14 protein-coding genes are annotated in these 14,493 nt (G+C 66.2%); 13 read left to right on the top strand and 1 reads right to left on the bottom strand.

From position 1 onward, the window contains the following. The first annotated feature begins 174 nt into the window (after nt 1–174). The gene (gene tsf / locus AC1DEZ_RS03005; protein ID WP_476778582.1) at nt 175–1,098 is read left to right on the top strand and encodes a translation elongation factor Ts; all 924 of its coding nucleotides are present in this window, start codon (nt 175–177) and stop codon (nt 1,096–1,098) included. A gap of 109 nt (nt 1,099–1,207) precedes the next feature. After that, nucleotides 1,208–1,915, top strand: a complete 708-nt coding sequence (gene pyrH / locus AC1DEZ_RS03000) for a UMP kinase (protein WP_441512626.1) — start codon at nt 1,208–1,210, stop codon at nt 1,913–1,915. Between the two features lie 7 nt (nt 1,916–1,922). Here the strand turns inward: pyrH and AC1DEZ_RS02995 are convergent, their stop codons facing one another. Then, nucleotides 1,923–2,336: a VOC family protein gene (locus AC1DEZ_RS02995; RefSeq protein WP_476778581.1), complete on the bottom strand. Its 414-nt coding sequence runs from the start codon at nt 2,334–2,336 to the stop codon at nt 1,923–1,925. Between the two features lie 244 nt (nt 2,337–2,580). Here AC1DEZ_RS02995 and frr point away from each other — a divergent pair, with 244 nt between their 5' ends. From frr to lpxB, 11 genes are all read left to right on the top strand, one after another. Then, a complete protein-coding gene (frr, locus tag AC1DEZ_RS02990; RefSeq protein ID WP_441512624.1) occupies nt 2,581–3,144 on the top strand; it encodes a ribosome recycling factor in 564 nt (187 codons plus the stop codon). 52 nt (nt 3,145–3,196) lie between these two features. Continuing rightward, nucleotides 3,197–3,955: an isoprenyl transferase gene (locus AC1DEZ_RS02985; RefSeq protein WP_476778580.1), complete on the top strand. Its 759-nt coding sequence runs from the start codon at nt 3,197–3,199 to the stop codon at nt 3,953–3,955. Next, nucleotides 3,952–4,782: a phosphatidate cytidylyltransferase gene (locus tag AC1DEZ_RS02980; RefSeq protein ID WP_476778579.1), complete on the top strand. Its 831-nt coding sequence runs from the start codon at nt 3,952–3,954 to the stop codon at nt 4,780–4,782. Before AC1DEZ_RS02985 ends, AC1DEZ_RS02980 begins: the two co-directional genes overlap by 4 nt. Nucleotides 4,783–4,786: 4 nt before the next feature. Continuing rightward, on the top strand, nt 4,787–5,968 hold the full coding sequence (gene dxr, locus AC1DEZ_RS02975) for a 1-deoxy-D-xylulose-5-phosphate reductoisomerase (protein ID WP_476778578.1): 1,182 nt from the start codon (nt 4,787–4,789) through the stop codon (nt 5,966–5,968). A 22-nt stretch (nt 5,969–5,990) separates the two neighbouring features. After that, nucleotides 5,991–7,139, top strand: coding sequence for an RIP metalloprotease RseP (rseP, locus tag AC1DEZ_RS02970; RefSeq protein ID WP_476778577.1), 1,149 nt, complete (start codon nt 5,991–5,993; stop codon nt 7,137–7,139). A 216-nt stretch (nt 7,140–7,355) separates the two neighbouring features. Further along, the gene (gene bamA / locus AC1DEZ_RS02965) at nt 7,356–9,854 is read left to right on the top strand and encodes an outer membrane protein assembly factor BamA (RefSeq protein ID WP_476778576.1); all 2,499 of its coding nucleotides are present in this window, start codon (nt 7,356–7,358) and stop codon (nt 9,852–9,854) included. 36 nt (nt 9,855–9,890) lie between these two features. Beyond that, nucleotides 9,891–10,952: a UDP-3-O-(3-hydroxymyristoyl)glucosamine N-acyltransferase gene (gene lpxD / locus AC1DEZ_RS02960; protein WP_476778575.1), complete on the top strand. Its 1,062-nt coding sequence runs from the start codon at nt 9,891–9,893 to the stop codon at nt 10,950–10,952. A 205-nt stretch (nt 10,953–11,157) separates the two neighbouring features. Then, entirely contained in the window at nt 11,158–11,616 is a 459-nt protein-coding gene (gene fabZ / locus AC1DEZ_RS02955) for a 3-hydroxyacyl-ACP dehydratase FabZ (RefSeq protein ID WP_441512617.1), read from the top strand. 34 nt (nt 11,617–11,650) lie between these two features. Next, complete coding sequence (gene lpxA / locus AC1DEZ_RS02950) at nt 11,651–12,460, top strand: acyl-ACP--UDP-N-acetylglucosamine O-acyltransferase (protein WP_476778574.1); 810 nt, start codon at nt 11,651–11,653, stop codon at nt 12,458–12,460. Further along, nucleotides 12,457–13,308 (top strand): LpxI family protein, encoded by an 852-nt coding sequence (locus AC1DEZ_RS02945; protein WP_476778573.1) that lies wholly within the window; start codon nt 12,457–12,459, stop codon nt 13,306–13,308. Before lpxA ends, AC1DEZ_RS02945 begins: the two co-directional genes overlap by 4 nt. Then, the gene (lpxB, locus tag AC1DEZ_RS02940) at nt 13,308–14,486 is read left to right on the top strand and encodes a lipid-A-disaccharide synthase (RefSeq protein WP_476778572.1); all 1,179 of its coding nucleotides are present in this window, start codon (nt 13,308–13,310) and stop codon (nt 14,484–14,486) included. Before AC1DEZ_RS02945 ends, lpxB begins: the two co-directional genes overlap by 1 nt. Nucleotides 14,487–14,493: the final 7 nt, after the last annotated feature.

Below are 14,493 nucleotides of genomic sequence, written 5' to 3'. Positions count from 1 at the left end.
GTCATCGGCGCGTCGCAATCAGGCTTTCGATTTGACGCCGGCTTTTAGAAGTTGAGAGGACGCGCCGACGGCCGGAAACGGAGCGTCGGCGTTTCCCCATGCAGGCGTCCGCTTAAATCCGATCCGCGGCCGGCCCTTGGGGCCTGCGCCGCACCGACAGCAAGGACAAGACAGATGGCAGCGATCACCGCCGCGATGGTGAAGGAACTCCGCGACAAGACCGGCGCGGGCATGATGGACTGCAAGACCGCCCTTTCGGCGACCGACGGCAACATGGAAGCCGCCGTCGACTGGCTGCGTGCCAAGGGCCTGTCGAAGGCCGCCAAGAAGGCCGGCCGCGTCGCCGCCGAGGGCCTCGTCGCCGTCGCGGTGCAGGGCAACGAGGGCGTCGTCGTCGAGGTCAACTCCGAGACCGACTTCGTCGCGCGCAACCCTGAATTCCAGGCGCTCGCCAAGACCATCGCCGATGTCGCGCTGGAGCGTGGCGGCGATGTCGATGCGCTGCTCGGCCATCACTATCCGGGCGGCGGCTCGGTCCAGGACGCCATCGCCAATGCCATCGCCACCATCGGCGAGAACATGACCTTGCGCCGCGTTTCCTCGCTCAAGGTCTCCTCGGGCGTGATCGGCTCCTATGTCCATGGCGCGATCGCCGACGGCCTCGGCAAGATCGGCGTCATCGTCGCGCTCGAGTCGACCGGCAAGGCCGATGAGCTCGCCGCGCTCGGCCGCCAGCTCGCCATGCACGTCGCTGCGACCAACCCCGTCGCGCTCGACCTTGCTTCGGTCGCCCCGGACGTCCTGGAGCGCGAGAAGGCGATCCTGGCCGAGAAGAACGCGGGCAAGCCCGAGCATGTCCTTGCCAAGATCACCGAGAGCGGCCTGAAGAGCTACGCCAAGGAATACTGCCTGCTGGAGCAGGCTTATATCCATGACGGCTCGAAGTCGGTCTCGCAGGTCCTCAAGGAGATCGAGGGCAAGGTCGGCGCTCCGGTCAAGCTCACCGGCTTCGCCCGCTTCGCGCTTGGCGAGGGCATCGAGAAGGAAGAGCAGGATTTTGCGGCCGAGGTCGCTGCCGCCGGCGGCACCACGGGCTGACAATTCCGCGGATGAATGACAGAAAGGCCGCGCATCGCGCGGCCTTTTTTGTAGGAAGACAGGCCCGCTCCGATTCGAGGCGGGCCGCAACACGGACGGAGAGACATCGATGAGACCCCAACGCGTTCTCGTGAAGCTCTCCGGCGAAGCTCTTGCGGGGCCTGTCGGAAACGGGCTCGACGGCGGCACCCTGACCGCGCTGGCCGCCGACATCGCCCATGCCTCGCGCGAAGGCGTCGAGATCGGCATCGTCGTCGGCGGCGGCAATTTCTTCCGCGGCGTCCAGGGCCTCAACAAGGGGCTCGACCGGACGACCGCCGATTCGATCGGCATGCTCGGCACTGTCATGAATGCGCTGGCTCTGGAACACGCCATCGAAGCCGCGGGCGCGCCGGCCCGTGCGATGTCGGCAGTGCCGATGCCGTCGCTCTGCGAGAGCTACGCCCGCAAGCGCGCCCTCGACCATCTCAGCAACGGCAAGGTCGTCATTCTCGGCGGCGGTACCGGCAATCCCTACTTTACCACCGATACCGGAGCGGCGCTCCGCGCGGCCGAACTCGGCTGCAGCCATCTGCTCAAGGCGACGCAGGTCGACGGCGTCTACAGCGCCGATCCGAAGGAGGATCCGACTGCCACCCGCTACGACACGCTCACGCATGAGGATGCGATCAAGCGGGATCTCAAGGTGATGGATACCGCGGCCTTCGCGCTTGCCCGCGATGCGAGCCTGACCATCGTGGTCTTCTCGATCGCCGAGCCCGGCATGCTCGCCGCCGTCCTGCGGGGCGAGGGCAGGGCGACCTATGTGACGCCCTGAGGGGGCTTCAGTAGGTCCGCCAGAGGCCGGGCGTGACCAGTTCGAGCATGTGCCCATCCGGGTCGCGGAAATAGAGGCTCTTGCTCCCGCGATCCCACTGCATGCGGCCCTCGACGGGGATGCCGAGCTGATCCAGCTTGGCCTCCCAGGCCGCCAGATCATCCGCATCGACGGCAAAGGCGATGTGCAGCGAGCCGCTGCCGTCATGCGGCGGAATGCTTCCATGGTCGAAACGCTGGGTCTGCAACGATGCGCCGCGCAGGAACAGCAGCAGCACGCTCGCGCCACCGACGTCATAGGCGAAAAGGGTCTTGGTCTTGAGCAGGGGTGCGAGGCCGAGCTTCGCTTCGTAGAAGTCGCGGGCGCGGTCGAGATCGTCGACATAGAGGGCAGTCTCGACGATGCGGTTCAGGCGGGGCACGTTTTTCTCCGTGTTTCTTTGCCGGCGGTGCTGGCTTGCCGCGTTGCAAGCCTCTAGACTGATCTATGCATCCCGAAGCGGCGGACCAACCTGTCTGCCACGTCGTGGAGATTCAGCTCGATCCGCCGCTTCCCCCTTGCCCGGCCTGGGGGAACATGCTGTTCGAGCATGTAATTCTTGACCCTGGGCGGCCTCGCCGCCATGGTCGCGCCGATTTTGGATTATCTGCAAGGTCCTGATTGAAATGGCCCAGACGACGTTCGACCTCGCCGACCTCAAGCGCCGCATGGCCGGCGCGGTGCAGTCCTTCAAGGGCGACCTCGCCTCGCTGCGCTCCGGCCGCGCCTCGGCCAACATGCTGGACCCGATCCAGGTCGAGGCCTATGGCGCCCGCACGCCGCTCAGCCAGCTTGCTACCGTGAGCGTGCCGGAGCCGCGCCTGCTCAGCGTCCAGGTCTGGGATCGCAGCATGGTAAACGCCGTCGACAAGGCGATCCGCGAATCCGATCTCGGCCTCAATCCCCAGACCGAGGGCCAGGTGCTGCGCATCCGCATCCCCGAGCTGAACGAGCAGCGCCGCAAGGAGATGGTCAAGGTCGCGCATAAATATGCCGAGGAGGCCAAGGTCTCGGTGCGCCATGTCCGTCGCGACGGCATCGACGTCGTCAAGAAGCTCGAGAAGGACGGCGACATGACCAAGGACGATGCCGCGCGCAATTCCGATCTGGTTCAGAAGGCGACCGACCAGCACATCGCGGAGATCGACCAGGCGCTCGCGGCGAAGGAAAAGGAAATCCTGCACGTCTGATCCCAGCGCGGGATCGGTCCTGCGCCCTTCCGGTCGAGCGAGGCTCATCCGCATGTCATCCGGTCAGAGCGAGGCAGATGTGCCCAACCCGGCCCATGTCGCCATCATCATGGACGGCAACGGCCGCTGGGCGCAGATGCGCGGCCTGCCGCGGCAGGAAGGTCATCGCCGTGGGCTGGAGGCCTTGCGCCGCACCGTTCGCAATGCCAGCGATCTCGGGCTTTCGGTTCTGACCCTCTACAGCTTCTCGACCGAGAACTGGCGCCGCCCCTATGCGGAAGTCACCTTCCTCATGGGGCTGCTCAAGCATTTCGTCGAAAAGGATCTGGCCGAGCTGTCGGCGGCCAATGTCAGGGTCCGCATCATCGGCAATCGCGAGAACCTTGCCGCCGACCTGCGCCGCCTCGTCGAACATGCCGAGGCCAGCACCCACGCCAATACCGGCCTCGTGCTGGTGATTGCCTTCAACTACGGCTCGCGGGACGAGATCGTGCGCGCGGCGCAGCGCCTTGCCGCCGATGCGGTGGCGGGGCGCATCGACCCGGCCGCCATCGACGAAGCTGCGATCGCCGGCCGTCTCGATACCCACGACCTGCCTGATCCCGAGCTGGTGATCCGCACCTCGGGCGAGACGCGCATCTCCAATTTCCTGCTGTGGCAAGCTGCCTATGCCGAGTTCGTCTTCGTGCCGGTGATGTGGCCGGATTTCGATCGCGCCGTCTTCGAAGATGCTCTGGCGCAATATCGGCAGCGCGAGCGCCGCTTCGGCGGCGTGTCCACTCCCGCTGACCGCAGCGTGGGCGTCGCGTGAATGAACCCGTCCCAACTGCGCCGCGACCGGGCCCGGGCGAGCTGAAGCTCCGGGTCGTCTCGGCACTCGTCCTCGCCGCGCTGATCCTGCTCGCGACGATCTGGGGTGGCTGGCCCTTCCGCCTGATCTGGATTCTGGTGGCCGGCATCGTGGCCTATGAATGGCTCGCCATCGTCAGCCGGGCCAACGCGATTCCGGCCGGCATCGGGGTGGTCGTCGCAGGCGTGGCCCTGACCTTCTCCCCGGCGAGCCCGGCCGCGCTGGCCGGCACGGCGGCCGCGGCGGCGCTGCTGGGCGCGCTGGCCACCCCTTTCGTGCGCTCTCGCCTCGCGCTTGAACTCTGCGGCGTCGGCTACGCCTTGGCTTTTGCGCTGGTAACGCCGGCCATGCGCGATCTGCCGGGCATCGGGCTGGTTCTCATCCTCTGGAGCTTTGCGGTGGTCTGGTTCACGGACATCGCCGCTTATTTCACGGGTCGCAGCCTCGGCGGCCCCAAGCTGATGCCGAGCGTCAGCCCGAAGAAGACGTGGTCCGGCGCGATCGGCGGTGCCCTGGCCGGGACGGTTGGCGGCTATCTGGTCTGGCGGCTGTCGCCGGCGTTCGAAGGGCTGACCGCGGCCGGTCCTGTCATTGCCGCATCGCTGGCCGGATCGATTGTCAGCCAGGCCGGCGATCTGTTCGAATCCGCGCTGAAGCGCCGCTTCGACACCAAGGATTCAAGCAAGCTGATCCCGGGGCATGGCGGCTTTCTGGACCGGCTCGATGGCTACTGGGCCGTTCTCGTCCTGGCCGGGCTTGCGCTTTTCGCGATCCATCTCAACATCTGAGCCGATGCCGCTTCGTATTGTGACCCTTCTCGGAGCCACCGGCTCCGTCGGACGTTCGGTCCGCGACATCGTCGCGGAAAACCCGGAACGGCTGGCGATCCGAACGGTTGTCGGCGGACAGGATGCGGCGGCGCTCGCGCAAGTCGCGATCGAAACGCGAGCGTCCTTCGCCGCCTTGGCGGACGAGGCCGGCGGTCAGGCATTGCGGGAGGCGCTGGCGGGTACCGGTATCGCGAGCGGGGCAGGGCGGACGGCCGTGCTGGAGGCCGTGGCACGCTCCGCCGATATCGTCGTCAGCGCGATTTCAGGCGCTGCGGGGCTGGAGGCGACTTTTGCCGCTCTCCTGCCCGGCCGAACGATCGCCCTCGCCAACAAGGAGAGTCTGGTTTGTGCCGGCGAGGCGGTCATGGCCCGGGCCGCGCAGGTCGGTGCGCGGCTGCTGCCGCTCGATTCCGAGCATAACGCGCTGTTCCAGGTTCTGGGGGCCGAGCCACTCTGCGCCGTCCGCAGCATGACACTGACTGCGTCCGGCGGTCCTTTCCGGACCTGGAGCGCGGAGCGTATCGCCGTGGCCGGACCGGAGGAGGCGCTGAAGCATCCGAACTATGCGATGGGTGCCAAGATCACCGTCGATTCGGCGAGCATGATGAACAAGGGGCTCGAGCTGATCGAGGCCCGCTTCCTGTTCGGGCTGGAAGCGGATCAGCTCGACGTGCTCGTCCATCCCCAGCAGATCGTCCACGGGCTGGTCACTTTCCGGGACGGTTCGGTGAGTGCGGGCATGGCCCTGCCGGACATGCGGGTTGCTGCGGCCCATTGTCTCGGCATCGATGGCCGCCTCGATGCGCCGCCGACGCGGTTCCTCGATTTGGCGGCTGCGGCGCCGCTGAGTTTCGAGAGACCGGATCTCGACCGGTTTCCGGCGCTCGGCCTTGCGATAGCCGCGTTGCGCGAAGGGGGCGCCATGCCCGCCGTGCTCAACGCCGCAAATGAAGTGGCCGTTGCGGCGTTTCTGGCCGGACGGCTGCGCTTTGCGGGAATTCCGGCGCTTGTCGAGGCGGTCTGCGCTGCCATGTCTGCGGCAGGAGAAGCCCCACGCGATGTCGCGGCCGCGCTGGCCGTTGACCAAGATTCCAGACGCCGAGCCGCCTCGCTCTTGTCGCAAGCGCCGTTCACTGCCACCTAAGGACGAGGAACGGGAGAGTTCGATGGAATTTGCGGCGTCACTCTGGAATGCCGGGCATTTTGCGCTCGGCTATCTGCTGCCGTTCCTGTTCGTTCTCACGCTCGTCGTCTTCGTTCACGAACTCGGGCATTTTCTCGTCGGCCGCTGGTGCGGCGTCGACGTGCACACTTTCTCGATCGGCTTCGGCCGGGAGCTGTTCGGTTTTAATGACCGACATGGCACGCGCTGGCGCTTCGCGCTCATCCCACTTGGCGGATATGTGAAATTCTCGGGCGATGCGGATGCGGCGAGCGCCCCCGATGACGCGGCTGTCCGGCGAATGACGCCGGAGGAGCGCGCCCGTTCGCTTCCGGCGCAGTCGATAGCTGAACGCGCGGCCATCGTCGCCGCCGGCCCGATCGCCAATTTCCTGCTGGCGATTCTCATCTTCGCGGGCACGACCTTCTTGTTCGGCAAGCAGGTGCTGATCCCGCGCGTCGATGCCGTCGTGGCCGGGAGCGCTGCGGAAACCGCCGGGCTCAAGGCTGGCGACATCGTCATTGCGATCGACGGGCACAAGATCGACAGCTTCTCCGAGATGCAGCGCATCATCTCGACCAGGCCGGAGGAGCGCCTGACCGTCACCGTGGATCGCAGCGGCCGCGCGCTGGATCTGCCGGTCACGCCGGCGCTCTCGGAGCAGAAGACGCCGGTCGGGACGCAGCGCATCGGCGTCATCGGCGTCAGGGCCTCGCCGAAGCCCGAGGACTGGACGACCCAGCGCTTCGGCGCGATCGATTCCTTGCGGACGGGCGTCACCGAGACCTGGTTCGTCGTCACCCGCACCTACGACTATATCGCGAAGCTGGTGAGCGGGCGCGAATCCACCGACCAGCTCTCCGGGCCGATTCGGATCGCCCAGGTTTCCGGCCTCGTTGCTTCCAGTGGCGGCTTGCTCGGGCTGATCAATCTCGCGGCAATCCTGTCCGTTTCGATCGGGCTGATGAATCTCCTCCCGGTGCCGATGCTCGATGGCGGCCACCTCATGTTTTACCTCTATGAGGCGCTGCGCGGCCGTCCGCTGAGCCCGCGGGCGCAGGAAATCGGCTTCCGGCTGGGGCTTGCCCTGGTGCTCATGCTGATGCTGTTCGTGACCTGGAACGACATCGTCCACGTGCGTGGAATGCTCTGAAATCCAGCTGGCGCGGCACTTTCGGGCAAAATCGCGGCAGGCCGCGTGGCCTCTCCGCAACGAGGTCGTTAAAAATCTTTTGTTAACGATGATCCCGGTTTGCACCCTGCTGGAAACTTTGTAGAAGCGATTGAACCGCAATGTCCCCGTGCTGCCGTCGTCTGACGGCGGTCCCCGCTTGGGGGTGGTGACCAGAGATATGGAATAGGCGACCCGATGACGTCGACCCAACAGAGCCGGCCGACCAAACTGCGGCTCTCTCGATCGATCGGACTTTCGGCTTTGATGCTGGCCGTGAGTGGTGGTGTGGCGTTCGCGCAGGCTGTTGTCGTTCACGGCAACCGGCGCGTCGATGCGGAGACCATCCGCTCCTATGCGGCCGGGCGCGAGAATCCTCAGGAGATTCGCGAGAGCCTTCTCGCCACGGGCCTGTTCAGCAATGTCCAGGTCACACGCCGCGGCTCGCAGACCGTCGTGACGGTCCAGGAGCAGAACGGCACGGTCAACCGCGTCGCTTTCGAGGGTAACCGTCGCCTGAAGAGCGATCAGCTCGCGCCGTTGGTGCAGTCGCGCGCCGGTGGTCCGCTCAGCCAGGCACTCATCGATTCCGACATCCAGCGCCTGCGCGAGGCCTATCGCCGCGCCGGCTATGGCCTCTCCTCGGTCACCGGCCGCATCGCACCGTTGCCGAATGGCCGCCAGGACGTGGTCTTCACCATCAACGAGAGCGGCAAGACCGGCATCAAGTCGATCAATTTCACTGGCAACGAGGCTTACTCGGCGAGCCGGCTGCGCGGCTTGATGAGCTCGACCGAGTCGAACTTCCTGAGCTGGATCAAGACCTCCGACGTTTACGATCCGGACCGGATCAGCTCCGACCTCGATCTCATCCGGCGGTTCTACCTGAAGAACGGCTTTGCCGATTTCCAGGTCGTCAATAACACCGCTCGCTTCGACGACGCGGCCGGCGGTTGGGTCGTCGACATCCAGATCGAGGAAGGTCCGCAATACAAGGTCGGCAACGTCGCCGTCGATTCCGCGTTGCGCGATGTCGATCAGGCGGCGCTTCAGCGCTATGTCGCGACGTCGGCGGGCGATACCTACAACGCCGAAGCGGTGGAGAAGTCGCTGGTTGCGCTGACGACCGAGGTTGCGCGTCGCGGCCATGCCTTCGCCCAGGTTCGTCCGCGCGGCGATCGCGATGCGTCCGGCCGTACGATCGGCATCACCTATGTCGTCGACGAAGGTCCGCGGGTCTATGTCGAGCGCATCAATGTGCGCGGCAACACCCGTACCCGCGACTATGTGGTTCGCCGCGAGCTCGATCTCGGCGAGGGCGATGCCTACAACAAGGTGATGATCGACCGCGCCGAGCGCCGTCTCAACAATCTCGGCTTCTTCAACAAGGTCCGGATCACCAACGAGCCCGGCTCGGCGCCGGATCGCGTCATCCTCAATATCGACGTCGAGGACAAGGCGACCGGTTCGTTCTCCATCGCCGGTGGCTATTCGACCTCGGACGGTGTCATCGGCGAAGTCTCGCTGTCGGAGTCGAACTTCCTCGGTCGCGGTCAGTTCGTCCGCATCGCGGGCACGCTCGGCCAACGCACGCAGGGCATCGATTTCTCGTTCACCGAGCCCTATTTCCTGGGCTATCGCGTGGCGGCCGGTATCGACCTGTTCTCGAAGTACAACGACAACTACAACACCGGCCGTTTCGAGAGCCGTGTGAATGGCGGTCAGCTGCGCTTCACCTTCCCGATCACGGAAGAGTTCTCGATCACGCCGCGCTACTCGCTCTACCAGACCAACATCACCATTCCGAACGACGTCAATCGTCCCTATAACGATTGTACCTATCCGATCCCCGGCATTACGCCGACGGGCGGCCCCACCGATATCTACAACTGCGTGACCAACGGCGAAGCGACGGTGGCGGTCAAGGAAGCGCAGGGCGACACCCTGACTTCACTCGTCGGCCTGAACTTCAACTACAATTCGCTCGACAGCGTGCAGAGCCCGCGCAACGGCTTCATCGCGGAGCTGAAGCCGGAATTCGCCGGCCTCGGTGGCGACTCCAAGTTCCTCCGCGTCGCGGCCGACGCGCGCTACTACCGCGAGATCTTCGACGACGTCGTCGGCTTCGTCCGCGTACAGGGCGGTCACGTTCAGGCGACCAGCGGCAACCTGCGCATGGTCGACCACTACTTCCTCGGACCGACACTGGTTCGCGGTTTCGCGCCGTCCGGCATCGGGCCGCGCGACGTGCTGAACGACCCGACCGCGAACGCCGTGGGTGGCACCACCTATTTCGGCGGCACCGTCGAGGTGCAGTTCCCGATCTGGGGCCTGCCGCGGGATATCGGTCTGCGGGGCGCAGTCTTCGCCGACGCCGGCACGCTGTTCAATTACGACGGCGGTTCGAAGTCGGTCATCTTCAACTGCCCGGCTGGTTCGGAGGCGCGTCAGTTCAACGTCGTCACCGGCGGCGCGCAGAGCAACGTCGCTTGTATTCGCGACAAGAACATCCTGCGTTCGTCGGTCGGCGTCAGCTTGCTCTGGCAGTCGCCGCTCGGTCCGATCCGGTTCGATTACGCCTATGCTCTGACCAAGGACGACGGTCAGTACGGCGTCAACCCGACCACCGGTCTGGCCGGAAAATACGGCGGCGACCGTCTCCAGGCCTTCCGCTTCTCGGGCGGCACCCGCTTCTGACGCGGCGGGGCCACGCGCCCCGCTCCGGACCCAGTCATGGCAGATCCCATTTTCTTTCCTTTCGCGACCTCGCTCGATTTCGGCGAGGTCGCAAGCATTTCGGGTTCGCAATTGCCCGCAGGCGCCGACGCGGCGCGTCGCGTCGAGGGGGCGGCGGCCCTGGAAATGGCCGGCCCGGCCGACGTCGCCTATATGGACAATCCCAAATACACCGAGGCGCTGGCCGCGACGAAAGCGGGCCTGTGCCTGGTTTCGCCGCGCTTCGCCGACCGCGTTCCTGCGGGCACGGTCGCGCTGGTCTCGCCTGCGCCGTATCACGCCTTCGCCAAGGTTCTGGCGCGATGCTTTCCCTCGGCGCTGCGGCCTGAATCCGTGTTCGCTTCCCAAGGCGTGGCGCCTGGCGCCATCGTTCATGCCACTGCGGTTATCGAGCCCGGCGTGACGGTCGACCCGGGGGCCGTCATCGGCCCCGGCGCGGAAGTCGGGGCAGGCACCGTCGTTGCATCGCATGCGGTGATCGGTCCGCAGGTCCGGATTGGGCGCAATTGCTCGATCGGGGCAGGGAGCACGATCCAATCGGCACTGATCGGCAACCGCGTCATCATCCATCCGGGCGCCCGCATCGGGCAGGATGGCTTCGGTTTCGCCATGAGCCCGAAAGGGCACATGAAGGTGCCGCAGGTCGGTCGCGTCATCATCCAGGATGACGTCGAGATCGGCGCAAACAGCTGCATCGACCGTGGCGCCAGCCGCGACACGGTGATCGGCGAGGGTACGAAGATCGATAACCTCGTCCAGATCGGCCACAACTGCGTCATCGGCCGCCACTGCGTGATCTGTGCTCAGACCGGCCTCGCCGGCTCCTCGACCCTCGAGGATTTTGTCGTGCTTGGCGGGCAGGTCGGCCTGGCAGGGCATCTCACGATCGGGGCCGGTGCCCAGATCGCCGCTCAGAGCGGGGTCGCCGGCGACGTTCCGCGTGGCTCGCGATATGGCGGCTATCCGGCCCAGCCGGCGCTGGCATGGGCGCGGGAGAGCGCCTTGCTCAAGACGCTGGTTGCGAAGCGCGGCCGGAAATCAGACTCGCCCGCGGACTGAAGCGGGCCTGCCGGAAAGCGAGAACACGCTGCGGGCCCTTTCTGTCGCAGTGCCGACAGATTTAGGTTGCCGAAGCTGCCCTGTTTCCGGCAAACGGGCGGAACGCTTTGGAATTGCTGCCGATTGCGGAAGCGGTTTTCGCAGTGGACCATGTGAAGAGAATGCGAGCCGCCGCTCAGGGACGGGGCCCAGGAGAAGACAGACGATGAGCGAGGCGACGACGACGCTGGGTGTGATCGACATCCAGAAGATCATGGCCAGCATCCCCCACCGCTATCCATTCCTGCTGGTCGACCGCGTTGTCGAGATCAACGGCGACGAATCCGGCGTGGGGATCAAGAACGTCACCGTCAACGAACCGCAGTTCACCGGCCATTTCCCGGAGCGCCCGGTTTTTCCGGGCGTGCTGATGATCGAGGCGATGGCGCAGACCGCCGGCGTGCTGGTTGTCAATGCACGGGCTGCGGGTGAGCAGGAGGTCAAGACGGTTCTGTTCACGACGATCGACAAGGCCAAATTCCGCAAGCCGGTCATCCCGGGCGATACGCTGCGCTTCCATCTCACGAAGCTCGCCCGCAAGCGCAACATCTGGTTCTATCGCGGCGAGGCGCGGGTGGAAGGGGTGCTCGTGGCCGAGGCCGAAATTTCGGCGATGGTCGTTTGAGGCCACGGTGTTGCGAGATCAGGACCAGCTCCCGATGAGCCCCTCCATCCATCCGATGTCGGTGATCGATCCCAAGGCGCAGCTCGGCGCGGGGGTCACGATCGGCCCATTCTGCACTGTCGGTCCCGATGTCGTGCTGGGAGAGGGCGTCGAGCTCGTCAGCCATGTGGTCGTCGCCGGTCGGACCACGATCGGCCCGCGCACCAAGATCTATCCCTTCGCCTCGATCGGCCACCCGCCGCAGGATGTGAAGTACCGGGGTGAACCCTCGACGCTCACCATCGGCGCGGATTGCCAGATCCGCGAGGGTGTTACGATGAATCCGGGCACGGAAGGCGGTGGGATGGTGACCTCCGTCGGCGACCGCTGCTTCTTTCTCGCCAACTCGCATGTCGGCCATGACAGCCGTCTCGGCAGCAACGTCATCTTCTCGAACAACGTGATGTGCGCCGGTCATGTCACGATCGGCAACTTCGTCATCGTCGGCGGCGGCGCCGGCTTGCAGCAATTCATCCGTATCGGCGACCATGCCTTCATCGGCGGCGGCGCCGGGGTGTTGAGCGATGTCATTCCCTTCGGCACCATACGCGACAACCCCGCCCATCTCGTCGGGTTGAACCTCATCGGCCTCAAGCGCCGCGGCTTCACGCGCGAGCAGATCCACGAGCTGCGCCGCGCCTACCGCCTGCTCTTCGCCGATGAAGGGACGTTGACCGAGCGGGTCGAGGATGTCGCGGCCGAGTTCGCTTCGCATCCGCTGGTCCACGAGATCCTGGATTTCATCAGGGAAGGTGGCGACAAGGCGCTCTGCATGCCGCACGACGTCGCTCCGACGGAGCGGTGAGCGCCGCGGGAATCGCGCGCGGCCCGCTCGTGCTGATCGCGGGAGCAGGCGAGTACCCGCTCCGATTGGCTCGAAATCTCGCCGACCATGGCGAGCGCCCCTTCGTCGCGGCACTCGAGGGCGCAGCCGACCCTGCTGCTTTCGGCGATGCCGATGTGCAGAGTTACCGTCTCGGCCAGCTCGGCAGCCTGCTCGGGGAGCTGCGCCGCCGCAGCATCGCCGATATCGTCATGCTGGGCAGCCTGCCGCGGCCCAGCTTCGGGGCGCTGCGGCCCGAAGCCTCGACCTTGAAATATCTGCCTTACTTCGCTCGCGCCTTCCAGGGCGGCGACGACCATCTCTTGCGTGGTGTCGTCCGCTTCTTCGAGGAGCAGGGCTTCCGCGTCCACGGCCCGGCGGATATCGCGCCGGAGCTCACCGCGCCTCGGGGGCCGCTCGGCCGCAAGCAGGCGGGGGCAGGACAGAAAGCCGTGCTCGATCGCGGGTTTTCGCTGCTGGCGGCGCTGTCGCCATTCGATGTCGGGCAGGCGGCTGTCATCGCCGACCACCGGGTCATCGCGATCGAAGCTGCCGAGGGTACCGACGCCATGATCAAGCGCGTGGCGGATCTCGTCGCGCGGGGACGCCTCAAGATCGGCAAGGGCGATGGCGTTCTCGTGAAGGCCCCAAAGATGGGGCAGGATCTGCGCGTCGACATGCCGGCTATTGGCCCGGACACTCTGCGCAACATCGCCGAGGCTGGCCTGTCGGGCATCGGCCTCAAGGCGGGCGCGGTGCTGGTCGGCGACCGCGCGGCGCTTGGACGGCAGGCGGACCAACTTGGCTTGTTCATCGAGGGCGTCGCCTGATGCGACCCTTCAAGCTCGCCATCATCGCGGGCGAGGCCTCTGGCGACGCGCTCGCCCTGCGCTTTCTTGCAGCCCTGCGCGAGCGATTGGGTGATCGCCCCATAGAGCTGCGCGGTGTCGGCGATCACGGACTGCCGCAAGCGGGGCTGCTCCCGTTCTTTCCGCAAGCCGATATCGCGGTGATGGGCTTCGGCCCGGTGATCGCGCGCCTGCCGCTTCTGCTGCGACGGATGGAGGATGCGGCACGCGGGATTGCCGATTTTCAGCCCGATCTGCTGCTGACCATCGACAGCCCGGATTTTTGCCTGCGGGTGGCGAAGAAGGTGCGGGCGCGAGCGCCCCATATCCCGATCGCGCACTGGGTTTGCCCAAGCGTCTGGGCCTGGCGCTCCGGCCGGGCACGCCGCATGGCGCCGCATGTCGACCGCATTCTGGCGCTGCTGCCTTTCGAACCGGCTGCTCTCGCGCGGCTGCGCGGTCCTGAGACGATCTATGTCGGCCATCCGTTGATGGAACGCCTCGGCGAGTTCAGGCCGGGCCCGGCCGAGCAAGCTGTCCGGGACGATGCGGCGCGGCCGCTGGTGCTGGTCTTGCCCGGCAGCCGGCGCTCCGAAATCCATCATTTGATGCCGGTTTTTGGCGAGGCGGTCGCACGGGTGGCGGCGGCTGTTCCGGGCGCGCGCTTTGTTCTGCCGGCCGTCGCCCGGCTCCAGCCGATGATCGCTGAGGCCGCGGCGCGTTGGTCGGTCACGCCGGAGATCGTCGGCGGCGAGGCGGCCAAGCTCGCCGCTTTCCGCGGGGCCCGCGCGGCCCTGGCCGCCTCCGGCACCGTGACGCTCGAATTGGCCTTGTCGGGCGTGCCGACGGTTGCCGCCTATCGCGGGGCAGGCTGGGAGGCAGTGCTGGCCCGGCGGCTCATCAAGCTGCCGAGCGTGATTCTGCCGAACCTGATTCTGGGCCGGAACGTCGTTCCGGAGTTCATCCAGGATGATGCGACGGCGGAGGCCCTGGGCCGGCATTTGCTGGCGGCGCTCGCCGAGGGGCCTGATCGGCTGGTGCAGCTCGACGGCTTCGCCGAGGTCGAGACCATCATGCGCTCGGCGGGGCCCAGTCCGGCCGCCAACGCCGTCGACGCGGCGTTGGCCTTGGTCACCTCGCAGGCTCGCCGCGAGGCTTGAGTTTGTA

This window comes from Allobosea sp. 10L422 (assembly GCF_056395345.1).
This window is presented reverse-complemented; position numbering and strand designations above follow the sequence as displayed.